The organism is Streptomyces sp. JH002 (assembly GCF_050916115.1).
Lineage (GTDB): Bacteria > Actinomycetota > Actinomycetes > Streptomycetales > Streptomycetaceae > Streptomyces > Streptomyces xiamenensis.
Window position 1 is genome coordinate 994380 of sequence record NZ_CP087989.1, and the last position, 26272, is coordinate 1020651.

The following is a 26272-nucleotide window of genomic DNA, read 5'->3' on the forward strand; positions in this document are numbered from 1 at the left end:
CCGCCGGTGCTCCCGACGATTCCCCCATGAGCTTCCGCACGATCCCGTCAACCGCTGCCCTGTGCCTGCTGGGACTGACCGCAGCGTGCTCGAACGGCACCACCGGCCCGGACACCACCGCGACGCCCACGCCCCAGGGCCCCGCGTCCCGCACGGCCTACCCCCTGACGATCGACAACTGCGGCCACCCGATCACCTTCGAGGAACCGCCCAGCCGCGTGCTGCTGCTCAACGGCACTTCCGTCGCCGAGGTCGAGTCCTTCATCGCTCTCGGTCTTGAGGACCGGATCCTCGCCAACAGCCAGTCCTACGGGGTCTCCGACGACCCCGAGATGGTGGAGAGGATCGCGGCCCTGCCCACCGGCGGTCTGAGCCTGAACGAGAACTTCGAGGTGCCCCGGGAGCAGGTACTGGCCCTGGAGCCCGATCTGGTGATCTCCACCTGGGCCGGCGGCTTCGACGCCGCGACGGGATCGGCCACCCGCGACCAGCTCGACGCGGCCGGCATCAACAGCCTCGTCACCCCGGTCAACTGCGCCTACGGCAACCCCGCGGCGCGGCCCGAGGACCAGCAGCGCTACGACGCGCAGTCGGTGGAGTCCTCCTTCGAGCTGCTGTACGCCCTCGCGGAGATCTTCGACGTGCCCGACCGCGCGGCGGCCCATGTGGAGCGGACCCGTGCCGAACTGGCGGACATCGCCGAGGCGGTGGAGGGGGTGGAGCCGGTCAGCGTCCTGGTCGTCTATCCGGGCATGGCGATGATGAACAACAACGGGCTGCCGGCCGTCTTCGCCGGCGGCCTCTTCGACGACATCGTCGAACGCGCGGGAGGCGTCAACGTCTTCGCGGGCCGCACCGGCCCGGAGCTGGCCGACATCAACGTCGAGGCGCTGGCCACCGCCGATGTCGATGTCCTGGTCATCGGCCTCTTCGAGGAGGACGAGGACGGTGAGCGATACGCCCGGGACCTGTTCGAGCGGTTCCCCGCCTGGAACGCCTCCCGGACCGGGACGTACACGACCGTCTCCGACAGCTTCTACCTCGGCCCGCTGAACGCCCTCGCCGTCGCCAGGATCGCCGATGCCGCGCACGACCTCCCGTAGCCCCCACCTGATCTCGGGCCGCAGCTATCCGCCGGCCCTCGCCGTACTGTCGGGTGCGCTGCTGCTCTGCGTCGCGGTGGCGATCTCGGTGGGCACCGTGCACGTCCCTCTCGCTCAGGTCCTCGACGTCCTGGCCGCCAACCTCACCGGCGGCGGCCGGGCGCAGGATCCGCTCACCCAGCAGATCGTCTGGGACTTCCGTACGCCGCGCGTGCTGCTGGCGGCGCTCGCCGGGGCCGGACTGAGCCTGGCCGGGGTGTGCCTGCAAGCACTGGTGCGCAACCCGCTCGCCGATCCATACGTCTTTGGGGTCTCCGCCGGGGCCTCGCTCGGCGCGGTCCTCGCCATGACCACAGGGGTTACCGCCGTGGCCGGGCTCGGCGTGAGCGGCGCCGCCTTCGCGGGTTCGCTGCTGAGCCTGCTCGTGGTGTTCGCGCTGGCCCAGCACAGCGGGCGGCTGCTGGGCTCCAGCCTGATCCTGGCCGGCGTGGCCATCGCCTACCTCGGCAACGCCGTCACCGGCTACCTCCAACTCCAGGCCAACCCCTCGGAACTGCGCGCCGTGATGTTCTGGCTGCTGGGGTCCGTGGCGGGCGCCTCCTGGCCGGACCTGACCCTTCCGGCTGTGGCCGTCGCCGTGTGCACCGTGGTGCTGCTGACCCAGGCCCGCCCCATGAACGCCCTGGCCACCGGCGACGACACCGCCGCCGGGCTCGGCGTCGGCGTGCACCGGTTGCGCTTGCTGCTGCTGATCGTCTCCTCGCTGCTGACCGCCGTCATCGTCAGCGTCGCCGGCGGCATCGGCTTCGTCGGCCTGATCGTCCCGCACGCCGTGCGGCTCCTCGTCGGTCCCGACCACCGCAAGGTCATCCCCGTCTCGCTGCTGCTGGGAGCCCTCTTCCTCGTCCTCGTGGACCTGCTCAGCCGCACCCTGGACCGACCCAACGAGATCCCCATCGGCATCGTCACCGCCATCCTCGGCGCCCCCTTCTTCCTTGCCCTGCTCCGCGGCCGAAAGCGGGTCCTGCGATGAGAGTCGACATCCACGGACTGACCGTGCGGATCGAGGACCGCGCCCTCCTCGGCGACGTGTCCCTGACCGCCGCCCCTGGCACCGTGACCGGCCTGATCGGGCCCAACGGCTCCGGCAAGAGCACGCTGCTGCGCTGCGTCTACCGCGCGCTGCGTCCCACCGGCGGGCGGGTCCTGATCGATGACGACGAGGTGTGGAAGCTGTCCTCCCGGGCCGCGGGGCAGCGGACGGCGGTGGTCACCCAGGACCACGACCTGGACAACAGCTTCTCGGTGGAGGAGATCGTCGCCATGGGACGCCTGCCCCACAAGCGGTTCCTGGAGCGCGACAGCGTCGCGGACCACGACACCGTCCGCGCCGCACTGGCCGGGGTCGGGATGGAGTGGGCCGCCGGCCGGGTGTTCGCCGGGCTGTCCGGCGGCGAGCGGCAACGCGTCCTGCTCGCCCGTGCGCTGACGCAGCGGACACCGGTGCTGCTGCTGGACGAGCCGACCAACCATCTGGACATCGGCTCCCAGCTGGAACTGCTGGAGCTGGTCCGCGCGCTGGACCTCACGGTCGTGCTCGCGATCCACGACCTGGGGCACGCGGTGGCGTACTGCGACCAGTTGGTGCTGCTGCACGAAGGGCGGCTCCGCGCGGCCGGGTCCCCGCGCGAGGTACTCGATCCCGACACGGTGGCCGAGGTGTTCGGCGTGCGCAGCGCCATCGTCCCGCACCCGCTGACCGGCCGGCCGCACCTGGTGACCGCGCCTTTGGCCCCCTGAGGACGGCGGCGGGCCGACGCCCGCCGCCGTCCAACTCCTCGCCCAGCGGTCGGCGTCCTCGCCCCGGTCAGCACCAGGAGCGCGAAGCGAACGGGGACGCCTTCCCCTGGCTCCGCAGGTCACAGAGGATGGCGCGATGCGGCATGGTGGCTCCTCCCCCTCCGGCACCTCCCCCAGCACCCCACGCCGGATCGCCGACGCCTACGTCGACCAGCCCGTCGAGCTCAACCCCCTGATCGGCGCCCTGTTCGGTGTCAGCCCCGGTGCGGACGGTCTTCCCGACTGCTCGCCGGACGGCCACGCCGCACTCGAACGCGCCACCCTGGCGACGTGGACGAGCGGCGCGCGGCCCGGCTGCTGCGCGAACATCTCGGCGCCTCGCTCGCCCTGGAGGAGACGGGGGAGAATCTGCGGGATCAACAACGTCTTCTGCCCGGTGCACCAGCAGCGTGCCGTCTTTCAGCTGAATGCCCACCGCCACCGACGAGGACGGGGCGGTGGTCGGCCGCCGACTCCGTAACGCCCCCGCCGCGCTGCGCGGGGCGAGGCATTCGACCTGAAGGCGTGGCACATGGCCGCCCTGTCCCTCGGCTCGCTCGGCCCGGACGATCCGGCGGACGAGCTCGCCGCGCTGTGACGGTGCCGGTGACCACGCCCTGACCCCCGCCCAAGGTGACCCGGTGCGGGTCCGCTCGGGCAGGGTGCCCGGCTGGGTGAGCGGTGCCGGCGGACCGGGGTTGCTCTTCGCGACCCCCTGCGGATGTCCCTGTACGCGTCGTGGGGTTGCCCGGCCGAGTTCCCGGCCCGGGCCATCACACGGCTTACGTACGAAGCGCGCCGTGGCCGGTGGGGCCGCCCGCCGAAGCCGGTGAGAGCATGAGCGCACCATGCGATTGGACGGCGCGGTGCGCGGCATCAGGGCGGCGGTGTTCGCCGGTGTCTGTGTCGTGCTCGCTCTGGTCGGCCACGTCCAGGCGTCCGGCGCGCCGGTCCCGGCGCTCGTCGCCCTGGCGGCCTTCGCTGCCGTCGCCGGCGCCGCCTGGTGCTGTGCCGGTACGGACCGCGGGCCGCTCACGGTCACCTTGGCGGCCCTCGGCGTCCAGGGCGGCCTCCACCTGGCCTTCTCCGCGGGCCAACAGGCCGCATCACCGATGGCAGGAGCGCCGGCCCCCTCCGCGGTTCAGGAGCTCGCGCGGACGCTGCTCTGCGGTGACGCCCTGTGGGCCCGGTTGTCGCACGACGAAGCCGCGGATGTGGTCGCGGCCGCGGGCCTCACCGTGCCGGGGGCCGGTCACGGCGCCCTGGGCCACCACGCGGTGGAGGCGGGCGCGCATGTCGCGCACAGTGCTCAGAACCACCACTCCGGCTGGATGCTCCTGGCACACCTGGGGGCGGCCCTGGTCTCGGGCCTGTGGCTGGCGTGGGGCGAGCGGGCGGCCTGCGCCGTGCTGGGGCTGCTCGGCCTGTGGCTGGTCGCGCCCCTGTGGCTCGCCCGGCTGTGGTCGGTGCCCGTCCCCCACCTTCCCGGGCCGGTCTGTGTGCCTTCGGTGGAGGTGCCGGTACTCCGGGCGCGCCTGTTGCTGCACACCTTGATCTCACGGGGTCCGCCCCGTCACGGGGCTGTCGTCTGACGACAGCGGGCATCCACGACGCCCCCGACCGCGTCGTGAGGCCGGGCCGCACCACGGCCCGGCGGACACCCGACGAGCCGCGCACCGGTTCGTCCTCCTCTTGCACGAGTGACGAGGTCATCCCATGCTCACCCCTGCCCTGACCGGAAGACCGTCAGGCCCTCCCCCACCGGTCGCCCCCTCCCCTGGTCACCGCACCACCGGGAACGGCGCCACACCGGCCGCTGCTCCCGTTCCCGATGACGCCAGGACGCTTCTGGCGCTGGCGGCGGCCCGTTCGGGATCTCCCGAGGACACGGCCCGGTTCGTCGCCGCCTTCGAGTCCGATGTCACCCGCTACATCACGTTCCTGCGCCCCGACACCGACAGTGTGGAGGACTTGGTCCAGGAGACGATGCTGCGCGCGATCGTGGCGCTGCGGCGGTTCGAGGGCCGCTCGTCGGCGCGCACCTGGCTGCTCTCCATCGCCCGCCGCACTGTGGTGGACAGCGTCCGCCGGGCCGCCGCCCGGCCCAGGATCACCGACGGTGAGGACTGGGAACGGGAAGCGGAACACCGTCAGACGCGTGGCGTCCCGGGCCTCGACGAGGGCATAGCGCTGCGGAATCTGCTCGGCGCGCTCGCCGAGGAACGGCGCGACGCCTTCATCGCGACGCAGTTGTGGGGCATGTCCTACGAGCACTGCGCTTCGCTCAGCGGCTGCGCGGTGGGAACCGTCCGTTCCCGGGTCTCCAGGGCCAGGGCCGATCTGGCGAAGATGCTGCGCGCCGCCGAGCGCGCCTGAAAGAGGGTGGGGCGGGTGCCGGCCGGCACCCGCCCCACCCTTCCGCCCGGGAGTCGCACGCGGTGGTGACGCTCCGTGCGACTCCCGCGTCCTTCCTCAGCTGCCGGGTGGCACCACCACGGCGGACACCGGGATCTCGCCGGACTGGCGGAAGCGCAGGACGAAGTCGATCCGTTCCCCCTCGATCAGGGGGCGGTCCGGGGACAGCATCACGTTGGGTGTGAAAGGGCTCATGTCCAGCGTGCTGCCAGCGGGTACGGTGATCCGCGGAATCATGATCATCCGGCCGGCTCCGGTGGTCAGCTCGCGGTCGGAGAACATCGCCCGCCCACGCTCCGTGCTGACCTCCAGGAGTTGTTCGTCCGAACCGCCGGTGTTCGTGACCTCGAAGAAGACCCCGGTCGTGTCCTGGGTGTCGAGGATGGGCAGGAACACCCGGCCCTCGGCGACCTCGATCTCGGCGGGGCTTCCCGCCCGGCCGGTCCCGGTCCACAGGATCAGGCACAGCAGCGTCAGCGATCCCGCCGCCAGCGGCACGAGGGCCGCGCGCAGCGCGCCGGTCCAGCGGGAACGGAGGGAGGAACGCGCACCCCGCGGTGCGGCGATCGCCTCATCGGTGGGGCGCGGGTTCATCCGATGCTCCTCGGGCCGGGGCGGCGGTCGCGTGCGGGGGCCGGGGTCCAGGCGCGCAGCCGCAGACTGTTGAGGACGACGAGCAGCGAGCTGAGCGACATCGCGGCCGCGGCGACCATGGGGTTGAGCCAGCCGGTGGCGGCCAGGGGAAGCATCAGGGCGTTGTAGGCGAACGCCCACACCAGGTTGGCCCGGATGGTGGACAGGGTACGGCGGGCCAGCGCGGCGGCGTCGGCGAGCGCCGCCAGGTCGCGCCGTACCAGGGTGACATCGGCGGCGCCGATCGCGGCGTCCGTGCCGCTGCCCATGGCGATCCCCAGATCGGCGGAGGCGAGCGCGACGGTGTCGTTCACCCCGTCGCCCACGACCGCCACGCGCCGTCCCCGTTGCCGCAAGTCGGCCACCAGGCGGGCCTTGTCCTGCGGGGTGCACCGCGCGTGCACCTCCTCGATGCGGAGCTCGGCGGCCACGGCGCGCGCCGTTCCCTCCACGTCCCCCGTCGCGAGGACCGGGCGCAGGCCCAGGCGCCGCAACCGGTCCACGGCCCGGTAGGCGCCGCTGCGGACGACATCGCCGATGCCCACCACCGCCTGCGGAACACCGTCCACGACGATCACGACCGGGGTCAGCGCCTGGGCCTCCGCCCGCGACACCGCCGTCTCCAGTTCCGGCGGGAGGCAGCCCGCGACGGGCGCCGCACACACCTGGACCCGGTGTCCTTCCACCCGTGCGGTGACGCCATGACCGGGGACGGCGGTGAACTCCCGTGCCTCGGGCAGGTTCTCGCGAAGACCCGCGACATGCGACACCAGGGCCCGGCCCAAGGGGTGTTCCGAGGGCCGTTCCGCGGCGGCGGCCAGCCGCAGCACCTCCGTCTCCCCGGCACCGCCCTCCCGCACCACACAGCGCACCACCGTCATCCGGCCGGTGGTCAGCGTCCCCGTCTTGTCGAGGACGACGGTGTCCACCTGCCGCAGTGCCTCCAGGGCCTGGGGGCCCGAGATGAGCACGCCCAGTTGGGCCCCGCGCCCGGTGGCCGCCAGCAAGGCGGTGGGGGTGGCCAGACCCAAGGCGCACGGACACGCCACGACCAGGACCGCGACCGCGGCGGTGAGCGCGGCCTGCGGGTCGGCGCCCGCACCGGCCCAGAAGCCGAGCACCGTGACCGCGATGGCCAGGACCGCGGGCACGAAGCCGCCCGCCACCTGGTCGGCCACCCGCTGGGCCCGCGCCTTGCCGGCCTGCGCGTCGGCGACAAGGCGGGCGATGCGGGCCAGTTGCGTCTCGTTCCCGACGGCGGTCGCCCGCACCCGTACCAGGCCGCCGCTGTTCACGGCGCCGCCGAGCACCGGCGACCCGGGGGCCACCTCGGTCGGCTTGCTCTCGCCGGTCATCAGCGAAGCGTCCACGGCGGACCGGCCATGGACGACGACCCCGTCACCTGCGACGTGCTGGCCCGGGCGGACCACGAACACGTCCCCCACCGCGAGCCGGTCCGGGGTGACGGTCCGTTCGCTCCCGTCGGCGGCCCGGATCGTCACCTGAGCGGGAGCCAGGTCGGCCAGCGCCCGGAGCGCGGCACCGGTCCCGGCTTTCGCACGGCTTTCCAACGACCGCCCCAGCAGGACGAACAGCGGCACCGCGACGGCCGCCTCCAGGTAGATGTGGGCGACGCCGTCGGAGGCCGAGGGCAGGAAGCTGAACGGCATCCGCATGCCAGGCTCCCCGGCCCCTCCGAAGAAGAGGGCGTACGCCGACCACAGGAAGGACGCCGTCACCCCGAGGGAGACCAGGGTGTCCATCGAGGCGGAGGAATGCCGCAGCCCTCGCAGCGTCGCCGCGTGGAAGGGATGGGCGCTCCACACCACGACCGGTGCGCTCAGCGCGAAGCACAGCCACTGCCAGTTGGTGAACTGCCAGGCCGGAACCATCGACAGGACGATCACCGGCAGCGAGAGCGCCGCGGTGACGGCGAGCCGGCGCAGCTCACCGTCCCGGCCGGACGCGGTGGCGGGCGGCGCCGCTTCCTCGGTGACCGGTGTCGCCGTGTAGCCGGCGCCCTCGACCTGACGGACCAGATCCTCGGGGCCGATGTCCTCGGGGTGGGTCACCCGGGTGACACCGGTGGCGAGGTTCACCGTCGCGCGCACGCCGTCCAGTTCGGCCAGCCGCTTCTCGACCCGGTTCACGCAGGCCGCGCAGGTCATGCCCGTCACGGTCAGGTCGGTCGTCACCGTGGTCCGCGTGGTCACCGGGCCTCCCCGTGACCGTGCCCGCCGCCCTCGCCGACGGTCGCGGGGGTTCCCGCGCCGGGGTGCATCCCCGGTGCCACGGGGCCCAGTTGGGAGCCGGTGGCGTACGCCACGGCGAACAGAGCGAGGAGCAGCGCGGCGAAGCCCGCGGCCGGGGCGCGGCGCGCCCCGGCCCGGGAGGCCGGGCGGCGGGTGGTGAGCAGGTTCATGGACGGTCTCTCGGAACGAGGTCAGGTTGCACCGGCACGGACGCCGGACGGCCCCGAGGCACGTCCGGCACCCGAGTGACCCGGCCTTGAGTGGGTCGGGGCGTGGCCTCACCGGGTTCCCGGTGACCCGCCGTCGCAGGGCGGGTCGGTGGACGGACCCCGTTCCCGTGATGTTTCGGGCCGGGCGGGGCGGGCTCAATCGCGGACGAAGACCGACCAGACCATGCGGATCGGCCGCAGCCGGGAGATGAAGTGCAGTTTGTGCCGCGCGGCGGCCGGTTCGGTGGTGAGCGCCAGGTCGTGGCGGTGCTCGGCCACGGCCTGGGCCGCCTGGCTGGTGGAGTCCGCGGTGGCGACCTCGGACACCCGGTAGGTGTCGGGCAGCAGTTGGTCCAGCAGGGGGCGCGGTGAGGGGTGGGTCACCACGCTCGGGCGGTCGGGCAGCGGACCGCCGCCGGCGCGCCGGGCGACGCCGTACAGCGGGGTGTCCATGACGAAGATGCTGGCCAGTGCGATGTCGTCGGCCATGTAGAAGTGGTGGATGTCCCGGTAGGCGTTGGCGACGACCACATGGCTGACCGTGCCGGCCGTCACATCCTCCAGGGCCTGTTCGTAGGTCTTCCTGAGCACGATCGGCGCTCTGCCGGTCAAGCGGGTCCGCAGCAGCCGCGCGGCCTGCTCGCTGCTCGTGCCCTCGGGGCCGAGGGTTCCGATGGCGGGCGACCCCGCCGGTGCGGGCCGGACGTCGATCCAGCCCAACTCGACGGTCATGTCTCACTCCTCGATGTCTGCGACGACCCAGGTGCTGATGGCGCTCCACAGGGCCGCGGATTGCTGGTGGAAGGGATGGTCCAGATAACGGCGCAGGGTGTCCTGGTCGGGCAGCAGGCCGATCGCGGCGAAGTCGTAGGCGATCGGCCGGTCGGCGGTGTTGCGGCCGACCTGCCAGTGCAGAAGGCCGGGCACGCGTTCGCCGACCAGTTGTGAGGACCGCTCGGCGGCGAGGGCCGCGGGGTCCCGCCAGTGGACGCCGGGCTTGAATTTGAACAGCACGATGTGTCTGATCATCGCCATCCTTTTCGGGGTGCGGGGGCGGCGCGTCACCGTGTGACGGCGCGCGGGCGGTCCGGGGAGGCGCAGGGCGATTCCGTACCCGCCCACGTCTCCGTCGGGTCGGCTATCGGGTGTGCTCGCGTGTTCACCCGGACGACGGTGCCCGGATCGGCGTTCCGGCCGGGGCGGAGGCCGGCTGTCAGGCGGCGGAACCGGCGGCCCGGGGCTCGGCCGTCACGAAGGAGGCCAACCGGTCGAGTCCTTCGTCGATGGACGCGTCGTCGAGCAGGCTGAAGGACAGCCGGATCTGGTGCGAGAAGGTCATGCCGTGGTGGAAGTGGTGCATGGGGGTCCAGAGGACGCCGTGCTCGCGCGCCGATCTGCGCAGCGCGTCGTCGTCCACGGTGAACGGCACGGTGAGGACGACGAAGAACCCGCCGGAGGGGGTGTTCCACGTCACCGGGCCACTGTCCCCGAACCGCGCGGTGAGGCCGGCCAGCATGCGCCGCAGGTTGGCGCGGTACACCTCGATCTCACGCTTGTTCGCGGCGATCATGCTGCATCCGTGGCGCAGGAGTTTGCCGCCGATGACGGCCTGGGCGACGGGTGAGGTGTTCAGCGTGACGTTGCTCTTGATCAGCGACAACTGGTCCGCGAGCGTGCCCGCGGGACGTCCGCCCCTGACGACGGGCTGGTCGGCCACGACGAATCCGACGCGGGCGCCGGGCAGTCCGGTCTTGGCGAAGGAGCCGACGTGGACGACCTGGTGGCGGGTGTCGAGCGCCTTGAGGTTCGGGGGTCTGGTGCCGGGGTCGGCCTGGAAGACGCCGTACGGGTTGTCCTCGATGATCAGCAGATCGAGGTCGGCCGCGAGGTCGAGCAGGGCGATCCGGGTGGCCAGGTCCAGACTCACTCCGGTGGGGTTGGAGAAGTCGGGGACGAGGTACAGGGCGCGCGGTCGCTGCCCTTGGGCGCGCGCCGCTGTCACCCGACGCTCCAGGTCGCCGAGGTCGAGGCCGCCCTCCGCGTCCCCGACGTCGAGCACGGGCATGTCCAGCAGGCGCGCGGCACCGGTCAGCCCGAAATACGTGGGCGCGACGGCCAGGACGACGTCCTGCGGGGTGGCGCGCAGGGACCGCAGCGTCAGGAACACCGCCTCCTGGCTGCCGACGGTCACCACGATCGCGTCGGGGTCGACGGCGATGCCCTCGTCGATCTCCAGGTAGCGCGCGACCAGCTCGTGGATGATGCCCTTCGTCCGCCCGTACTGGAAGACGGTCCTGCGGGCCTGCTCATCCGTCAGTCCCACCACGTCGGTGAGGTGGGCGACGAAGGTGCCCAGATAGTCGTGAAGCTGCTCGACCCGGAAGAAGTTCTCGTACGGCCGGCCGGCGGCGAAGGACACCGCCCGCGGGTGGTCCGAGGCGATGTCGTTCAGCAGATTCATCGAGAGCAGGACGGGATCGTCCAGTGAGGGGTGCAGCTGGGTCAGAGCTAATGCGGCCACGTCGGTGAGTTCCCTTTCCTCTCGCGTGCGCGCGCTGCGTGCTCGGGCGGGTCTCCGCCGACAGGGCCGTACGCGTCCGTCCGCGCAACGGCACCTGAGTCCGGGTCATGTCACTGAGCATCGGCTGCGTCGCTTCACGCATCGGTGCGGCCCCCGCGTCGCGGTGGCGACCCCGCACCGGTCAAGTAGTTGACTTATCATCTACATTACCGCAAGCCGTTGATGCGTCAACTTATGCACGGGCGGGGTGGCAGCGCGGCGTTCCCGGACCGTTGATCACGGGCCGTCAGCCGGTGCGGCGGGCGCGCGCAGCCGTCATCAGCGGCCGGCGGATCGGCGGAGGACCTCGATGTGGTCGCTGAAGCCCTGCACGGACACCCTCCCGGCCGGACCGTGCCGGTCAGGAACTGGAGCGCGTGACCAGTTCGGTGGGCAGGATCAGGGAGTTGGCCTCCTCGCCCGCGACGAGCCGCACGAGCAGGGCCGCCATCTCGCGCCCCAGAGCCTGGATGGGCTGGTGGACCGTGGTCAGCGATGGTTCGGTGATCTTCGCGATGTCCAGGTCGTCGAAGCCCACGACGGCGACGTCACCGGGGACGGAGCGGCCCATCTCGCGCAACGCGCGCAGGGCGTCGGACGCCATGTTGTCGTTCGCGGCGAAGACCCCGTCGAGATCCGGCTGCCGGTCCAGCAGTTCGGCCATGGCGACGGCGCCGCTGGATCGGGTGAAGTCGCCGCACTCCGGCGGGAGAGGGTCGAGCCCGGCGAGGACCATGGCCTCCCGGTAGCCGCGGTACCGTGCTCGGCCGACCTGGGTGTCCAGGGGACCGCAGATCATGACCACCCGCCTCCGACCACGGGCGATCAGGTGTTCCACGGCCTGGCGCGCACCACCGACGTTGTCGACATCCACGTACCACGGCGCTTCGAACCCCACCGGGCGCCCGCCGAAGACCACGGGCAGCTCCGTCTCACCGACGATGCGCAGCACCGGGTCGTTCTCCCGCACCGCCATCAGCATGACGCCGTCGACGCCACGGGCGCGCAGAAGTTCCTCCAGGCGCCGTCGGCTGCGCTCTGCGGCCGCGAGACACAGCATCAGATGCAGACCGGCTTCCTCCAGGGCGGCGGACGCGCCGACGATCACCCTGGCGAAGAACGGGTCCGCGAAGATCGACGGGGTCTCCCCCGAGATCACGAGAGCCGCCACGTTCCGCCGGCTGGTCGCCAGCGCCCGGGCGGTGGTGTCCGGAACGTAGTCGAGTTCCCTGATGGCACGCTGGACGGCCTCGCGCTTGTCGCGCCTGACGTGGGGCGCGTTGTTGAGCGCCCGGGAGGCCGCCGAACGGGAGACGCCGGCACGCTCGGCCACCTCGTCGAGAGTGGGCCTGCGGCGCGGCGCGGCTGTCATGGGTCGCGGGACCTTCCCTCTGCGTCGCGAAGCACCCCGAAAAACTGGGAGCGCTTCCAGTTATCGGCCCCAAGCCTGCCACCAGAGCCCCGCCGAGGGTAGCCCCGCGACAGCTCTTGACAGTCTTCAACAGCGCACACACCATACCGAGGAAGCTACCTCGGAGCGCTCTTCGATCTGGGAGCGCTCCCAGAACCAGCGGCACGTCCCGGCGCGCCACTTGGGTCCGGATGCCGCAGCCCCGGCGCCACCACACGCTCAGGACGAGAGCGGCGTGGCGCCTCCCGCCCACACGAAGTGAGGTACATCCGTGCGCAAGCTTCTCCGCGGGGCCGTGGCGGCCCTCTTCGCCCTGCCACTCTTCCTGACCTCGTCGCCCGCGCAGGCGGCACCGGCGGCCGACCCGATCACGATGACCAGCGGCTTCTACGTCGACCCCAACTCCAGCCCCGCCGCCTGGGCAGCCGCCAACCCCGGTGACGGACGGGCCTCCGCGATCCGGGACTCCATCGCGCGTACCCCCATGGCCCGCTGGTTCGGCTCCTGGAGCGGCGACATCCGCTCCGCGGTCAACTCCTACACCGCCGCGGCCCAGTCGGCCGACAAACTGCCGATCCTCGTCGCCTACAACATGTACGGCCGCGATGCCTGCGGCGGACACTCGGGAGGCGGCGCCCCGTCCCCGTCCGCGTACGCGAGCTGGGTCTCCGCCTTCGCCGGTGGGATAGGCAACCGTCCGGCCGTCGTCGTGCTGGAGCCCGATGCCCTCGGCGACTACAGCTGCATGTCCCAGGGCCAGATCGTCGAGCGGCAGAACATGCTCATCAACGCCCTCACGCAGTTCCGCTCCGCCGCGCCGAACGCCTGGGTCTACCTCGACGGGGGCAACCCGGGCTGGATCGACGCCTCGACGATGGCCGATCGGCTCAACTCCTCCGGGCTGAGCCTGGCGAGGGGCTTCTCCCTCAACGTCTCGAACTTCTACCGCACCGATGAGGCCGCGTCCTACGCCGGCCGCGTCAACCAGACCCTGAGCCAGCGCTACGGCTACTCCAGGGCGTTCGTCGTGGACACCAGCCGCAACGGCAACGGCTCCAACGGCGAGTGGTGCAACCCGGCCGGCCGCAGGATCGGGACGCCCACTCAGCAGGGCGGCAACGGCGCCGAGATGCTCCTGTGGATCAAGACGCCGGGTGAGTCCGACGGCAACTGCGGCGTCGGGGCGGGCTCCACCGCCGGGCAGTTCCTGCCGGAGGTCGCCTACCGGATGGTCTACGGCTACTGACCCCGCACGCCGGTTACCCGGCTCCGGCACGCCCCGCCGGAGCCGGGCCCGGTCGCAGGACGCCCGGAGCCGGTGGCCACCGCCCGCCCTTCCGTGCACGCCGGCCCCGCCATCGGCGACCTGCCACCACCTCGCCCGCGGCCGGCCGCGGCGCTGGGGATCGACCGGCCGTCGACCGGCTCCCCTCCGACAGCGCCACGAGGTGTGCACGCCCCGCGGCCTGCCGGCACGCTTTCCGGCACCCGAGCCGACATCGCCTGTGGGCCGGCGGCAACACGCCCATCCCCTCATGGGACGTGACATCGTTGCCACACTCAGTGACATCGGTCTACGGTCGTCCCCTTCCATGCCGACAGCGGTGAGGGAAAGGTGAGGCACGTGGGACGGACGATCGTCCGCGGCGGGCTGGTGGTCACCGCCGCCGATGAGATCGAGGCCGATGTCCTCATCGAGGACGAGAAGATCGCCGCCCTCGCCACCCGGGACAGCGCCGCCGGCGAGAGCTGGAGCGCCGAACACGTCATCGACGCCACCGGCAAGTACGTCATCCCCGGCGGCGTCGACGTCCACACCCACATGGAACTGCCCTTCGGCGGCACCGCGGCCTCCGACACCTTCGCCACCGGCACCGTCGCCGCCGCCTGGGGCGGGACCACCACCATCGTCGACTTCGCCGTCCAGGGGCGGGGGCAGGCGCTGCGCGAGGGGCTGGACACCTGGTTCGCCAAGGCCGAGGGGCAGTGCGCCGTCGACTACGCCTTCCACATGATCCTCTCCGACGTGAACGACGCCTCCCTCCGGGAGATGGACCGTCTGGTCGCCGAGGGCATCACCTCGTTCAAGCTCTTCATGGCCTACCCGGGGGTGTTCTACAGCGACGACGGCCAGATCCTGCGCGCCATGCAGCAGGCCGCCGGCAACGGCGCGCTGATCATGACGCACGCCGAGAACGGCATCGCCATCGATGTCCTCGTCGCCCAGGCACTGGCCGCCGGCCGCACCGACCCCCGGCACCACGGTGAGGTGCGCGCGGCCCTGCTGGAGGCCGAGGCCACCCACCGCGCCATCGCGCTGGCCCGGGTCGCCGGCGCCCCGCTGTACGTGGTGCACGTCTCCGCCCGGGAGGCCGTCGCCGAACTGGCGCGCGCCCGCGACCTGGGGCTGCCCGTCTTCGGCGAGACCTGCCCGCAGTACCTGTTCCTGAGCACCGATCAGCTCGCCGAACCCGGCTTCGAGGGCGCCAAGTACGTGTGCAGCACCCCGCTGCGGCCCCGCGAGCACCAGGCGGCGCTGTGGCGCGCGCTGCGCACCGACGATCTCCAGGTGGTGTCCACGGACCACTGCCCGTTCTGCTTCAGCGGCCAGAAGGACCTCGGCCGCGGCGACTTCTCGAAGATCCCCAACGGCCTGCCCGGCGTGGAGAACCGCATGGACCTGCTCCACCAGGCCGTCCTCGACGGGCACCTGACCCGGCGCCGCTGGATCGACCTCGCCTGCGCCGCGCCGGCCCGGATGTTCGGGCTGTACGGACGCAAGGGCACCCTCGCCCCCGGTGCCGACGCCGACCTCGTCGTCTATGACCCCGCCGCCGTCCAGACGCTCTCGGCCGCCACCCACCACATGAACGTCGACTACTCCGCGTACGAGGGCCGCCGGGTCACCGGCCGGGCCGAGACCGTGCTCTGCCGGGGATCGGTCGTCGTGGACCAACGCCGCTTCACGGGCCGGGCCGGGCACGGCCGGTTCCAGCCGCGCGGCCTGAGCCAGTACACGGAGCACTGAATGGACTTCGGACTCGTCCTGCAGACCGACCCGCCCGCCACCGAGACCGTCTCCCTCATGCGGCGCGCCGAGCGGCACGGCTTCCGCCACGGCTGGACCTTCGACTCCGCCGTCCTGTGGCAGGAGCCGTTCGTCATCCACAGCCGGATCCTGGCCGAGACCGAGCGGCTGATCGTCGGCCCGATGGTCACCAACCCGGGCACCCGCACGTGGGAGGTCACCGCCTCCACCTTCGCCACGCTGAACGAGATGTACGGGCCGCGCACCGTGTGCGGCATCGGGCGCGGCGACTCGGCGATGCGGGTGGCGGGGCGCAGCCCGAACACCCTGGCCCGGCTGGGCGAGGCGATGACGGTGATCCGCGATCTCGCCGAGGGCCGGGAGGCGGTGGTGGACGGTGTGCCGCTGCGGCTGCCGTGGGTACGGGGCGGCCCGGCGGCGCGGCTGCCGGTGTGGATGGCCGCGTACGGGCCCAAGGCCCTGAAGCTGGCCGGTGAACGGGCCGACGGGTTCATTCTCCAGCTCGCCGATCCGTTTCTGGCCGAGTGGATGATCAAGGCCGTGAAGTCGGCGGCGGCGGAGGCCGGGCGTGATCCGGACGCGGTGACGGTCTGTGTGGCGGCCCCGGCGTACGTCACCCCTGACGCGTCCGGTGCCGCGCTGGAGTACGCCCGCGAGCAGTGCCGGTGGTTCGGCGGCATGGTCGGCAACCACGTCGCGGACCTGGTGGCGCGCTACGGGGAGCGCTCCGGGATGGTGCCCGAGGAGCTGACCGCGTACGTCAGGGAGCGGCAGGGCTACGACTACGCGCACCACGGCCGTTCGGGGAACCCGGACGCCGCGTTCGTCCCCGACGAGATCGTGGACCGCTTCTGTCTGATCGGGCCGGTGGAGGCGCACGTGGCGAAGCTGCGGCGGCTGCGCGATCTGGGCGTGGACCAGTTCGCGGTGTACGCCATGCACGACGCCCGCGAGGAGGTCATCGACGCCTACGGCCGGGCCGTGATCCCCGCCCTGGGCTGAACCGCGCTCCCCGGGACCGCCCGGTGCCGCGCGGCCCTGCGCGTACGCTTCGCCGCATGGTCACCACACGCCCCACCCTGCAAGGCACCTTCGGCATGGTCTCCAGCACCCACTGGCTGGCCTCCTCGTGCGCCATGGCGGTCCTGGAAGACGGCGGCAACGCCTTCGACGCCGCCGTGGCGGCCGGCTTCGTGCTGCACGTCGTCGAGCCGCATCTCAACGGCCCCGCCGGGGACGTCCCCATCATCCTGGCGCCGGCGGGTGGCCGGATACAGGTGCTGTGCGGGCAGGGTCCGGCGCCCGCCGGTGCCACCATCGGCCACTACCGGGACGCGCTCGGCCTGGACCTGGTGCCCGGCACGGGGCCGCTGGCCGCCGTCGTGCCCGGCGCGGTGGACGCCTGGCTGACGCTGCTGCGCGACCACGGCACCAAGAGCCTGGCGCAGGTGCTGACGTACGCCATCGGCTACGCGGAGGACGGCCACCCGGCGGTGGACCGGATCGGCCTGACCGTGGAGTCGGTGCGGGAGCTGTTCGAGAAGGAGTGGACGTCCTCGGCGCAGGTGTACCTGCCCGGCGGCGCCGCGCCGAAGGCGGGCGGCATGCTGCGCAACCCGGCGCTGGCCGCCACCTGGCGCCGGCTGCTGAAGGAGGCGGCGGGACCGGGACGCGGCCGGGAGGCGGAGATCGAGACGGCGCGGCGGATCTGGCGCGAGGGCTTCATCGGCGAGGCGATCGCCGCGCACGCCGCCCGCCCCGCGATGGACTCCTCGGGGGAACGCCACGCCGGCGTCCTGACGGGCGACGATCTGACCGGCTGGTCGGCCGAGTACGAGGAGCCGGTCAGCTACGACTGGCGGGGCTGGACGGTGTGCAAGGCCGGGCCTTGGACCCAGGGCCCGGTGCTGCTCCAGCAGTTGGCGCTGCTGGACCCCGGGCTCGACGCGGCGGCGTACGGCACCCCGGAGTATGTCCACACGCTGATCGAGGGCGGCAAGCTCGCGATGGCCGACCGTGAGGCGTGGTACGGGGACAGCGGTGAGGTGCCGCTGGAGTCGCTGCTGTCGGCGGAGTACAACGCGCGGCGGCGCGAGCTGGTCGGCGAGCGCGCCTCGTTCGAGCTGCGGCCGGGGGCGCCCGGTGGCCGCAGGCCGCGGATCGCGGCGGCGGCGCTGGCCGGCGCGGAGCGCTCCGGTGGCGCGCCGGTGGCCGGCTCCGGCGAGCCGACCGTGGACCGCAGCGGGGAGACCCGGGGCGACACCTGCCACGTCGATGTCGTGGACCGCTGGGGCAACATGATCAGCGCCACGCCCAGCGGCGGCTGGCTCCAGTCGAGCCCGGTGATCGAGGAACTCGGCTTCCCGCTGGGCACCCGGCTCCAGATGACGTGGCTGGAGGAGGGCCTGCCCGCCTCGCTGACGCCAGGACGCCGGCCCCGCACCACGCTCAGCCCTTCGCTGGCGCTGCGCGACGGCGAGCCGGTGCTGGCGTTCGGCACCCCGGGCGGGGACCAGCAGGACCAGTGGCAGCTGCATTTCTTCCTGGCGGCGGCGCTGCGGCCCGCGGTGCGCGGCGGGCTCGACCTGCAGGGCGCGATGGACGCCCCCAACTGGCATCAGGACAGCTTCCCCAGCTCCTTCTACCCGCGCGGCACCCGGCCGGGCAGCGTCACCGTCGAATCGCGGATCGGCGAGGAGACGATCGCCGAACTGCGGCGGCGCGGGCACGAGGTGACGGTGGGCGGGCCCTGGACGGAGGGCCGGCTGTGCGCGGTGGGCCGCGATCCGGAGCGCGGAGTGCTGCTGGCGGCGGCGAATCCGCGCGGCGCGCAGGGGTACGCCGTGGGCCGCTGAGTCCGGCGGGCACCGGCCGGGGCCGGCCGGGGGCCCCGGTCGGACCGGGGCGTTCCGGGCACGGGGCGCACCGCAGAGAGCGATCGGAAAAACTCCCGTAGCGCGCCGGTAACACGATCCGTAACACGGTTGGATTCAGTAGCGGCTATGGCAGATGCGCCCATGGCCCAGCGGGAAGCGGCGGCCGGACTGGCCGCGTTCACCGGCGAGCTGCGGAGGATCACCGCCGCGCTCGACCCGGCAGCCGGATGGTACGCGGCCTTCTCCAGACGCGGACCCGAGGAGTTGGCCGGCTGGCTGGCGGGCCGGGAGCTGCCGCCGTGGGACGTGGTCGCCGATCTGCTGCAGGATCTGGCGGTGCGCAGCGGTACGGACGCCGCCGAGCGCACCGGCGGCCGGCTGCGGGCGCGGTACGAGAGCGCGGTGCGCGCGCTGGACGCGCTGCCCGGCGGCCGGGCCGCGCTGGAACGGGCGCTGGCGGCGGCGGACACGGCGCGGCGGGCCGCCGCCGGCCGCTCCGCGCAGTTGTCCGACGCGCTGCATCTGGCCCGCCGGGTGGGGCAGAGCGGCGAGGAGGAGCGGCTGGCCGCGCAGCGGCTGTGGGCCAGGGACGACGAGCACCGGGCGCGGGCCCGGGAGGCCGAACTGCTCTCCCGGCTGGCGGCGCTGCCCGCCCCGCGCCCGGCGGCCGCCGCGCCCGGGACGTCCGGCGCACCCGTGGTGAGGGCGAGGAAACGCCCGCCGCGCGGGGCGCGGTTCGCCGGGATCGAGGCGCAGGACGAGGTGGTGGTGCCCGCGCCGCAGGCCGCAGGTGACGCCGTGGAGCCACCGGCGGCGCCGCCGGGCGGCTCGCGGTTCGCGGGGGCGCTGCACGAGTCCCGGCAGGAGCGGCGGCAGCGGCTGACCGAGGAGGACCAGCAGGCGGCCCTGGCGATGGCCGCGCGGCTGGCGGAACTGCGTGCGGCGGGGGCCAGCGGCCCGGCGCACATCGTGCTGAGCGAGGCCGTGGGGGGCCCGGCGGCTCGGCTGCCGGTCATGCTGGAGGCGCTCGCCCGCATGGGCCTGGCCTCGGACGTGGCCACGTTGCTGTGGGAGGCGGCGTCGCTGCCGCCGGGGCCGCTGGCGGCGGTGGCGGAGGCGCTGGCCGGCGCGGGCCGCGAACGCGACTGCGCCGCCCTGCTGCGCCAGGCCGCGGCCCGCCCGGCGGCCGAGGCCGGAGTGATCGCGGCGGAGTTGTGGCAGGCGGGCCGCTCCGAGGAGGCGGTCACCCTGCTGACGGCGCTGGTGGGGGCCCGCTCGGCGGAGGAGGCGGCGGGGGCGGCACTGTCCTCGCCCGAGGTGGTGGTGCCGTTGCTGGTGACGGCGGCTCAGGCGCTGTCCCCCCGCCACCACTACGCGATCACCAGCGAGCTGCGCCGCGCGAACCTGGCCTGACCAGGGCCCTCCCGGCACCCCCCAGTAGGCTGCTCGGCATGGCTGCTTGGGGGGCGGCGGGGTTCCGTCGCGTGGTGGGGCGCGGGCTCGGGCCCGTGGTGTCGCTGGCGTTGCTGCTGCCGATGGGGGTGGTGCTGTGGCGGGCGGAGCCGACGCGCGCCTGCTGGGACGTTCCGGAGGAGATCGCCGCGCTCGCCGATGACCCGCCGGCCGCCACCGCCCATCTCGACCCCGGCCCCGACACGGGCACCGGTACCGGAGCGGTGGCCGAGCTACTGGCGCCCCGGCACTGGGTCACCTGCGCGGGACCTTCGGGCCCCGAGCTGCTCGGCTCCATCCTGGTGGCCGCCACCACGGGCCAGACCGTGGACGACCAGGACGGTCCGGCCCTCGTGCACACCGAGGCCATGGCGTCCGTGCTCTACGACATAGTGGAGGTGCTCGGCGCGCCCGGGGACGACGCGGTCGCGCCACCGCGCCTGCGGTCCTGGGGCGGCCCCGGCCCCGTCGTTCCGCACGGTCTGGAGCCCTATGTGGCCACGGTGCTGGCCGCCTATGTGACGGACCTGGCCGATCCGCTGGAGAGCGGGCTGCCGCTGCGCACCCTGGCCGACGGCGAGACGGGCGAAGCCCGGTCCCTGTTCCCCCTCATCGGTACCGACCTGGTCGAGGTCGACGCGGAGGACGGGACGACCCTCCAGTCCTGGCATGCCGCGCTGCCCACCCTCGTGGAGCGGATCGCGTCCCACCCGCGGGCCTTCGCCATCCTGCACGACGCCTACCGCGCCTACGCCGCGCATTATCTGGACCATCTGACGGTGGCCGGCAGCGGTGAGCTGGTGGCCGGTGTCGGCCTTCCGCCGGGCGCGGCTGCCTTCGACGTCCTCCCGGAGATGACCACCGGCCTCGCGGAACTTGCCTATCTGCGCGGCCGGTTCTTCGAGGACGGCACCATCGGGGACCCCGCCGCGTTCGACGCCGCCGTGCGTGAACACAGCCGGGGAACCTATCTCGCCGTCGCCGATCCGCCCGCCCTGCCGGTGGCCACCGGTGATCTGGCCCGCCGCGCCCCCGCCGCCGAGACCGGCGACGTGCCGGTCCTGGAGGGGCGGGAGCACCTGCTGAGCGTGCTGGAGCGGTGGGCGGAGCTGCGCGGGCTCCCCGAAGCCGAGCGGGTCCCGCTGCGTGCCCTGCTGAGATACGGCTTCACGCGCGGCCTGGGGTGGACGCAGTGGAGCTGGTCCTACTCCTGAGCGGCCGGCAGTACGGGCGGCTCGCAGCCGCGCCGTCCGGCCTGGTCGATGGCGAAGGCGGTCACGATCGCCCGTAGCTGCTCCCGGGTCAGTATCAGGGGCCCCTCCGCCCCGGCACGTGCCTGGAAGTACGCGAACTCGCCGTCACAGGTGGTGAAGGCGTTCGCCTGCACGTCATCCGCCCGGGGCTGCCACCGCTCGGACAGCGGGGCGTGCGGCCTGTCGGGCTGCTCCTCGTCGATCCACCCCGACCAGTTCCGTATTACGTTCTCGGACTCCGCCCGGGAGCTGTAGGAGGCGTGGACCACCAGTGTGTCGTCGCCCGGTCCGAAGGGCACCGCACAGACCCCGAACGGGCCATGGTCAGGGGCGGCCTCGTGGACGCGCCAACCGCCGTCCGGGGCATCCGGCGGCAGCTCCGGCAGGAGCACGGTGCACGCGGAGTCCGGTGCCAGCAGGGCCGCCGGGACGCCGTCGTCATGGCGGCGGATCGGGTCCTCGGGAAACGGCAGGGACGGCTCACCGCAGCCGAGTAGCACCGAGGCGGTGTTGGCGGCGCTCACGGCCGCGCGCAGCATCTCCTCGTCGTGGCCGCGGGCCCGCTGGGTCTCCAGGCTCACCAGCAGGCCGCGCTCCGGCGCTGCGCAGGGCGGCAGCAGCACGATCCGTGACGTCGTCCGTGATTCCTCGAAGAACAGCCCGGGCAGTGCCTGCGGCAACATCGCCCAGCGGGTCGAGGGCTCCCAGCTCACGGCCCCGAGCAGCGCGACGTCCATGTCCTCGAGTCGGCTGGTCACCGACAGACTCAGCCACTCCTCCTCCCCACCCACGCTCTCGCGCAGCAGGGTGCAGGTGAGCCGGTGCAGGTGCGGGGTGTGGGCGAGGTGCTGGGAGCGGACCTCGTCCCAGCCGGACATGGCGCTCAGCTCCGCGCGGGGCAGGAGCCCCGCGCAGGGCTGGAGACGGATGGCGTCGGCGGCGGAGTACCGTCCGCCGGTGCCGGTTTGCAGGCCGGCGAGCAGGATCACCACCAGGCCGAGCGTGATCCAGCGTTCCCGTGCCGAGCGGCACATTTCCCGTACGCGTCCCATGGCCCCGCCCCCGATGCGGCCTCGTGTCCCGTCCCCGACCTGCCTCAGTGTGCCCTCCGCCACGGGACGCTGACGCTCCGGGGTGGCCGGTGGCGTGCTTCGATGGGGGACATGATCGATGAACAGCTCGCCCTGAAGGTGGAAGAGGCCATCCGCACCGTTGCCGCCGAGGAGATCATGCCGCGCTGGCGGCGGCTCGCCGCCGATGAGGTGGAGACCAAGTCGGCGCCGCACGATCTGGTCACCGTCGCGGACCGCCGGGCCGAGGAGCGGCTGACGGAGATACTGGCGCAGTTGCTGCCGGGGTCCGTGGTGGTGGGCGAGGAGGCGGTGGCGGCCGACCCGGCCGTGTACGGGGCGCTGGCCGGTGACGCGCCGGTGTGGATCGTGGACCCGGTGGACGGGACGCGGCAGTTCGTGGAGGGGGACGAGGGCTTCTGCACGCTGGTGGGGCTGGCCCACCGGGGGGTGCTGGAGGCGTCGTGGACGCACGCTCCGGCGCTCGCGCTCACCGCGCACGCCCGGCGCGGGGTGGGGGCGTTCGTGGACGGGGAGCGGGTGTTCGCGGGTTCGCCCGAGCCGGGCAGGCCGCTGACGGTGGCGCACGCGCACCCGAACTACACCTCGGAGGAGGAGAAGCGGGTGCTGGCCCGGCTGGAGGTGGCGGGGGTCGCGCCGCGCGAGTGCGGTTCCGCCGGCCTGGAGTACGTCCGTGTCGCCCGTGGCGAGCTGGACGCGGTGGCGTTCAACTGGGAGTCGGCCTGGGACCACGCGGCGGGGCTGCTGATGGTGCTGGAGGCGGGAGGGACGCACGAGACGGTGGCGGGGGTTCCGTTCGCGATCGCGGGCGGCAACGCGCTGCCGTTCACCGCGGCGCGGGACGAGCTGACGGCGCGGCGTATTCTCTCCTTGCTGAACGGAGCGTGAACTCACCGGCGAGGGGAGCCGTAACGTGCCGACCATGCGGGACGCGGTGGTGGTGGGAGCCGGCCCGAACGGGCTGACCGCCGCCGTGGAACTGGCCCGACGGGGGATGTCCGTCGAGGTCTTCGAGGCCAAGGAGACGGTGGGCGGCGGGTCGCGCACCGAGGAGCTGACGCTGCCGGGCTTCCGGCACGACCCCTGCTCGGCGGTGCATCCGATGGGCGCGGGGTCACCGGCGTTCAAGGCGATGCCGCTGGAGCGGTACGGCCTGGAGTGGCTGCACGCGGAGCTGGCGCTGGCGCACCCGTTCCCGGACGGCAGTGCGGCGGTCCTCGCCCGGGAGGTGGGGGTGACGGCGGCGTCGTTCGGGCCGCGCGACGCGGAGGCGTACCGGCGGTTGATGGCCCCGTATCTGGGCCGGTGGGACGCGCTGGCCGGGGACTTCCTGAAGGTGCCGTGGGACGGGCTGCCCCAGGGGCCGCTCACGCTGGCGCGGTTCGGGCTGACGGGTATGCAGCCGGCGGCGTGGGTGGCACGGACCCGGTTCAGGGACGAGAAGGCGCGGGCGCTGTTCCACGGTCTGGCGGCACACGTGATCTCGCCGGCCGCCACGACGCCGGCGACCGCCGCGATCGCGATGGTGTTCGCGCTGGCGGCGCACGAGGGCGGCTGGCCGATCGCCCGGGGCGGTTCGCAGTCGATCGCGGACGCGCTGGCGGGATATCTGGCGGCGCTGGGCGGCACCGTGCACACGGGGGTCGAGGTGCGGCGGCTGGACGAGCTGCCGCCGGCCAGGGCGTACATCTTCGACACCTCCCCCACGGCGATGGCGCGGATCGCGGGCCTGGGGCAGGCGTATCCGCGGTTCCGTTACGGGGCGGCCTCGTTCAAGATCGATTTCGCGATGGACGGTCCGGTGCCGTGGACGGCGCCGGAGGCGCACCGCGCGGGGACGGTACATCTGGGGGCGACCAGCGCGGAGATCGAGACGGCGCTGCGGGCGGCCACGGTGCGGGGGGAGGGACCGGAGGTGCCGTTCATGATCACCTCGCAGCCCACGCTCGTGGACCCGTCCCGGGCGCCGGCCGGCAAGCACGTCTTCTGGGCGTACGGCCATGTGCCCAACGGCTGGGACGGGGACCTGACGGAGGCGCTGGAGGCGCAGATCGAGCGGTTCGCGCCGGGGTTCCGGGACCGGGTGCTGGCGCGTGCGGTGGCGGGCCCGGCCGAGCTGATGCGGCGCAACGCCAACTATGTGGGCGGGGACACCGCGTGCGGGGCGTTCAGCGGCTTGCAGACGATGTTCCGCCCGCGCCCGGCGTGGTCCCCGTACACCACCGCGCATCCGGCGGTCTTCCTGTGCTCGCAGGCGGCCTGGCCGGGGCCCGGGGTGCACGGGATGTCGGGGCACAACGCGGCGAAGGCCGTGTGGCGGCGGCTGCGGCAGCGCTGAGGGGAGGACGGGGCGGCCCGGTGGCCGCCCCGTCGCCTCACTGGTCCTGCGGCGGGTTCTCGGGAGGCCGGCCCGTGCCGTCCTGCCGGTCGAGCACATTGCCGGCGGTCCGGCGCAGCCGCCAGTGCCGTGGCCCGCGGGCGCGTTCCTCGACGGCCTCCCCGACCATCGTGCGGACGGCCTCGCGCAGCCCGTGCAGCGGCATGTTGCGGGGGGCTCCGGCGCCGGGGTCGGTGCGCAGTTCGGTCACCAGCGCCCAGCACATGGCGAGCATGACCACCACGAACGGCAGCGCCACCAGGATGGTGCCCGAGCGCAGGGCGTCCAGGCCCCCGGCCACCAGCAGGACGGCGGCCACCGCGCCCATCAGCACGCCCCAGGCGACGACCAGCCATTTGCGCGGCTGCAGCGCGCCGCGGCTGGTGAGGGAACCCATCACCAGGGAGGCGGAGTCGGCGCTGGTGATGAAGTAGAGCATCACCAGGATCATCGCGACGAAGGCGGTGAGGGTGCCCAGCGGCAGCGCGTCGAGCAGGGCGAACAGGGCGGATTCCTCACCGTTGTTGTTCACCTCACCGGTCAGGTCGGCGCCGCCGGTGGAGTCGATCCGCAGGGCGCTGCCGCCCAGGATCGAGAACCAGAGGACGGAGGCGCCGGAGGGGATGAGCAGCACCCCGATGAGGAACTCCCGGATGGTGCGGCCGCGGGAGATCCGGGCGATGAAGGTGCCGACGAAGGGCGCCCAGGACATCCACCAGGCCCAGTAGAAGATGGTCCAGGTGCCCAGCCACTCCTCATTGCCGAACGCCCCGGTGCGCGAGGAGAGCACCAGCAGTTCTTCGAGGTAGATGCCGACACCGGCCGGTACGACGCCCAGGATGTACACGGTGGGCCCGAGCACGAAGATGAACAGCGCGAGCGAGATGGCCAGCACGATGTTGATGTTGCTGAGCCATTTGACGCCCTTGTGCAGCCCGCTGGAGGCGGAGACGACGAAGGCGGCGCCGAGCGCGCCGATGATGATCATCCGCAGGGTGAGGGTGTCGTCGATGTCGGTGGTGATGTTGAGGCCCTTGGAGACCTGGAGGGCGCCGAGCCCCAGGCTGGTGGCGGTGCCGAAGACGGTGGCGAAGACGGCGAGCAGATCGATGAGCCGGCCCGGCCAGCCGGCGCTGAGCCGGGCACCGAGGAGCGGGACGAAGACGGAACTGATCTGGTTGCCGCGCCCCTTGCGGAAGGTGGCGTACGCGAGGCCGAGCGCGGCGACGCCGTAGATGGCCCAGGGGTGCAGGGTCCAGTGGAAGAAGGAGTACTCGAGGGCAGCGCGGGCCGCTTCGGGGCTGCCGGGCTCGATGTCGCCGAAGGGGGGTGGGTCGGCGAAGTGGAGCAGGGGTTCGCCCACGCCGAAGAACATCAGGCCGATGCCCATGCCGGCGGCGAACATCATGGCGATCCAGGACAGGGAGGAGAACTCCGGCTCGTCGTCGTCCCGGCCGAGGCGGATCCGGCCGAAGCGGCTGAAGGCGATGACGAGACAGGTCACCAGGAAGACGTTGCCGGCGATGATGAACAGCCAGGAGAAGTTCCCGAGGACCCAGTTCAGGGAGTGGTCGGTGACGGAGGAGAAGTTGTCCTTGCCGAACGCCGCCCAGGCCACCACCCCGAGGACGGCGGCCATCCCGAGGACGATGACCGTGGCGTCGGGTGGTGGGTCGGGCCGTCTCCGCTCCCCGGTCCCGGCGTCCGGGGGCTGGGGCGGGGAGTGCGCATCCGTGGTCATAGTGCACCACT

23 protein-coding genes are annotated in these 26272 nt (G+C 73.1%); 14 read left to right on the forward strand and 9 right to left on the reverse strand.

Annotated elements, in window-relative coordinates:
• Window positions 1-26: 26 nt before the first annotated feature.
• From H7827_RS04135 to H7827_RS04160, 6 genes are all read left to right on the forward strand, one after another.
• Window positions 27-1103, forward strand: coding sequence for an ABC transporter substrate-binding protein (locus H7827_RS04135; RefSeq protein WP_432742765.1), 1077 nt, complete (start codon window positions 27-29; stop codon window positions 1101-1103).
• Window positions 1081-2136, forward strand: a complete 1056-nt coding sequence (locus tag H7827_RS04140) for a FecCD family ABC transporter permease (protein ID WP_432742766.1) — start codon at window positions 1081-1083, stop codon at window positions 2134-2136. Before H7827_RS04135 ends, H7827_RS04140 begins: the two co-directional genes overlap by 23 nt.
• Entirely contained in the window at window positions 2133-2903 is a 771-nt protein-coding gene (locus H7827_RS04145) for an ABC transporter ATP-binding protein (RefSeq protein WP_432742768.1), read from the forward strand. Before H7827_RS04140 ends, H7827_RS04145 begins: the two co-directional genes overlap by 4 nt.
• A 136-nt stretch (window positions 2904-3039) precedes the next feature.
• Window positions 3040-3423 (forward strand): hypothetical protein, encoded by a 384-nt coding sequence (locus H7827_RS04150; protein ID WP_432742770.1) that lies wholly within the window; start codon window positions 3040-3042, stop codon window positions 3421-3423.
• A 367-nt stretch (window positions 3424-3790) separates the two neighbouring features.
• Window positions 3791-4534 (forward strand): hypothetical protein, encoded by a 744-nt coding sequence (locus H7827_RS04155; RefSeq protein ID WP_432742772.1) that lies wholly within the window; start codon window positions 3791-3793, stop codon window positions 4532-4534.
• 124 nt (window positions 4535-4658) lie between these two features.
• Entirely contained in the window at window positions 4659-5318 is a 660-nt protein-coding gene (locus tag H7827_RS04160; protein ID WP_432742774.1) for a sigma-70 family RNA polymerase sigma factor, read from the forward strand.
• Between the two features lie 96 nt (window positions 5319-5414).
• Here the strand turns inward: H7827_RS04160 and H7827_RS04165 are convergent, their stop codons facing one another.
• The 7 genes from H7827_RS04165 to H7827_RS04195 form a co-directional block, all read right to left on the reverse strand.
• Window positions 5415-5951: a copper chaperone PCu(A)C gene (locus H7827_RS04165; RefSeq protein WP_432742776.1), complete on the reverse strand. Its 537-nt coding sequence runs from the start codon at window positions 5949-5951 to the stop codon at window positions 5415-5417.
• Window positions 5948-8203 (reverse strand): heavy metal translocating P-type ATPase, encoded by a 2256-nt coding sequence (locus H7827_RS04170; RefSeq protein WP_432742778.1) that lies wholly within the window; start codon window positions 8201-8203, stop codon window positions 5948-5950. The genes H7827_RS04165 and H7827_RS04170 overlap by 4 nt, the downstream gene beginning before the upstream one ends.
• The gene (locus H7827_RS04175; protein WP_200363380.1) at window positions 8200-8412 is read right to left on the reverse strand and encodes a hypothetical protein; all 213 of its coding nucleotides are present in this window, start codon (window positions 8410-8412) and stop codon (window positions 8200-8202) included. The genes H7827_RS04170 and H7827_RS04175 overlap by 4 nt, the downstream gene beginning before the upstream one ends.
• 195 nt (window positions 8413-8607) lie before the next feature.
• Window positions 8608-9183 (reverse strand): hypothetical protein, encoded by a 576-nt coding sequence (locus H7827_RS04180; RefSeq protein ID WP_432742780.1) that lies wholly within the window; start codon window positions 9181-9183, stop codon window positions 8608-8610.
• A 3-nt stretch (window positions 9184-9186) separates the two neighbouring features.
• Window positions 9187-9480: a Dabb family protein gene (locus tag H7827_RS04185; protein ID WP_386540731.1), complete on the reverse strand. Its 294-nt coding sequence runs from the start codon at window positions 9478-9480 to the stop codon at window positions 9187-9189.
• 184 nt (window positions 9481-9664) lie between these two features.
• Complete coding sequence (locus H7827_RS04190; RefSeq protein WP_432742782.1) at window positions 9665-10972, reverse strand: PLP-dependent aminotransferase family protein; 1308 nt, start codon at window positions 10970-10972, stop codon at window positions 9665-9667.
• Window positions 10973-11372: 400 nt separating this feature from the next.
• Window positions 11373-12383, reverse strand: a complete 1011-nt coding sequence (locus H7827_RS04195; RefSeq protein ID WP_386540734.1) for a LacI family DNA-binding transcriptional regulator — start codon at window positions 12381-12383, stop codon at window positions 11373-11375.
• 310 nt (window positions 12384-12693) lie between these two features.
• Between H7827_RS04195 and H7827_RS04200 the strand changes: the two genes are divergently transcribed.
• The 6 genes from H7827_RS04200 to H7827_RS04225 all read left to right on the forward strand — a co-directional run bounded on the left by H7827_RS04200 (window position 12694) and on the right by H7827_RS04225 (window position 21013).
• On the forward strand, window positions 12694-13668 hold the full coding sequence (locus H7827_RS04200) for a glycoside hydrolase family 6 protein (protein ID WP_432742784.1): 975 nt from the start codon (window positions 12694-12696) through the stop codon (window positions 13666-13668).
• Between the two features lie 378 nt (window positions 13669-14046).
• Window positions 14047-15450, forward strand: a complete 1404-nt coding sequence (gene hydA / locus H7827_RS04205) for a dihydropyrimidinase (protein WP_432742786.1) — start codon at window positions 14047-14049, stop codon at window positions 15448-15450.
• A complete protein-coding gene (locus tag H7827_RS04210) occupies window positions 15451-16473 on the forward strand; it encodes a TIGR03842 family LLM class F420-dependent oxidoreductase (RefSeq protein WP_432742788.1) in 1023 nt (340 codons plus the stop codon).
• A 56-nt stretch (window positions 16474-16529) separates the two neighbouring features.
• Window positions 16530-18326, forward strand: coding sequence for a gamma-glutamyltransferase family protein (locus H7827_RS04215; protein ID WP_432742790.1), 1797 nt, complete (start codon window positions 16530-16532; stop codon window positions 18324-18326).
• A 147-nt stretch (window positions 18327-18473) separates the two neighbouring features.
• On the forward strand, window positions 18474-19760 hold the full coding sequence (locus tag H7827_RS04220) for a hypothetical protein (RefSeq protein ID WP_432742792.1): 1287 nt from the start codon (window positions 18474-18476) through the stop codon (window positions 19758-19760).
• 38 nt (window positions 19761-19798) lie between these two features.
• Window positions 19799-21013, forward strand: a complete 1215-nt coding sequence (locus H7827_RS04225) for a hypothetical protein (RefSeq protein ID WP_432742794.1) — start codon at window positions 19799-19801, stop codon at window positions 21011-21013.
• On the opposite strand, the gene H7827_RS04230 is transcribed toward H7827_RS04225, so the two are convergent.
• Window positions 21004-22104: a hypothetical protein gene (locus H7827_RS04230; RefSeq protein WP_432742796.1), complete on the reverse strand. Its 1101-nt coding sequence runs from the start codon at window positions 22102-22104 to the stop codon at window positions 21004-21006. The genes H7827_RS04225 and H7827_RS04230 overlap by 10 nt on opposite strands.
• A gap of 111 nt (window positions 22105-22215) precedes the next feature.
• Here H7827_RS04230 and H7827_RS04235 point away from each other — a divergent pair, with 111 nt between their 5' ends.
• Both H7827_RS04235 and H7827_RS04240 read left to right on the forward strand, forming a co-directional pair.
• Window positions 22216-23031, forward strand: a complete 816-nt coding sequence (locus H7827_RS04235) for an inositol monophosphatase family protein (protein ID WP_375878765.1) — start codon at window positions 22216-22218, stop codon at window positions 23029-23031.
• Window positions 23032-23056: 25 nt separating this feature from the next.
• Window positions 23057-24481, forward strand: a complete 1425-nt coding sequence (locus H7827_RS04240) for a phytoene desaturase family protein (protein ID WP_432742798.1) — start codon at window positions 23057-23059, stop codon at window positions 24479-24481.
• Between the two features lie 37 nt (window positions 24482-24518).
• Here H7827_RS04240 and H7827_RS04245 read toward each other — a convergent pair whose 3' ends face one another.
• Window positions 24519-26261 carry a BCCT family transporter gene (locus H7827_RS04245; protein ID WP_432742800.1) on the reverse strand — a complete coding sequence of 581 codons (1743 nt, stop codon included), beginning with the start codon at window positions 26259-26261 and terminating at the stop codon, window positions 24519-24521.
• Between the last annotated feature and the right edge of the window lie 11 nt (window positions 26262-26272).

Coding starts and splice junctions, on each gene's coding strand:
- H7827_RS04245 (WP_432742800.1), bottom strand. CDS start 26,261: ATGACCACGGATGCGCACTCCCCGCCCCAGCCCCCGGACGCCGGGACC.
- H7827_RS04145 (WP_432742768.1), top strand. CDS start 2,133: ATGAGAGTCGACATCCACGGACTGACCGTGCGGATCGAGGACCGCGCC.
- H7827_RS04180 (WP_432742780.1), bottom strand. CDS start 9,183: ATGACCGTCGAGTTGGGCTGGATCGACGTCCGGCCCGCACCGGCGGGG.
- H7827_RS04225 (WP_432742794.1), top strand. CDS start 19,799: ATGGCTGCTTGGGGGGCGGCGGGGTTCCGTCGCGTGGTGGGGCGCGGG.
- H7827_RS04140 (WP_432742766.1), top strand. CDS start 1,081: ATGCCGCGCACGACCTCCCGTAGCCCCCACCTGATCTCGGGCCGCAGC.
- H7827_RS04135 (WP_432742765.1), top strand. CDS start 27: ATGAGCTTCCGCACGATCCCGTCAACCGCTGCCCTGTGCCTGCTGGGA.
- H7827_RS04175 (WP_200363380.1), bottom strand. CDS start 8,412: ATGAACCTGCTCACCACCCGCCGCCCGGCCTCCCGGGCCGGGGCGCGC.
- H7827_RS04185 (WP_386540731.1), bottom strand. CDS start 9,480: ATGATCAGACACATCGTGCTGTTCAAATTCAAGCCCGGCGTCCACTGG.
- H7827_RS04195 (WP_386540734.1), bottom strand. CDS start 12,383: ATGACAGCCGCGCCGCGCCGCAGGCCCACTCTCGACGAGGTGGCCGAG.
- H7827_RS04220 (WP_432742792.1), top strand. CDS start 18,474: ATGGCAGATGCGCCCATGGCCCAGCGGGAAGCGGCGGCCGGACTGGCC.
- H7827_RS04155 (WP_432742772.1), top strand. CDS start 3,791: ATGCGATTGGACGGCGCGGTGCGCGGCATCAGGGCGGCGGTGTTCGCC.
- H7827_RS04160 (WP_432742774.1), top strand. CDS start 4,659: ATGCTCACCCCTGCCCTGACCGGAAGACCGTCAGGCCCTCCCCCACCG.
- H7827_RS04235 (WP_375878765.1), top strand. CDS start 22,216: ATGATCGATGAACAGCTCGCCCTGAAGGTGGAAGAGGCCATCCGCACC.
- H7827_RS04210 (WP_432742788.1), top strand. CDS start 15,451: ATGGACTTCGGACTCGTCCTGCAGACCGACCCGCCCGCCACCGAGACC.
- H7827_RS04165 (WP_432742776.1), bottom strand. CDS start 5,951: ATGAACCCGCGCCCCACCGATGAGGCGATCGCCGCACCGCGGGGTGCG.
- H7827_RS04215 (WP_432742790.1), top strand. CDS start 16,530: ATGGTCACCACACGCCCCACCCTGCAAGGCACCTTCGGCATGGTCTCC.
- H7827_RS04230 (WP_432742796.1), bottom strand. CDS start 22,104: ATGGGACGCGTACGGGAAATGTGCCGCTCGGCACGGGAACGCTGGATC.
- H7827_RS04150 (WP_432742770.1), top strand. CDS start 3,040: ATGCGGCATGGTGGCTCCTCCCCCTCCGGCACCTCCCCCAGCACCCCA.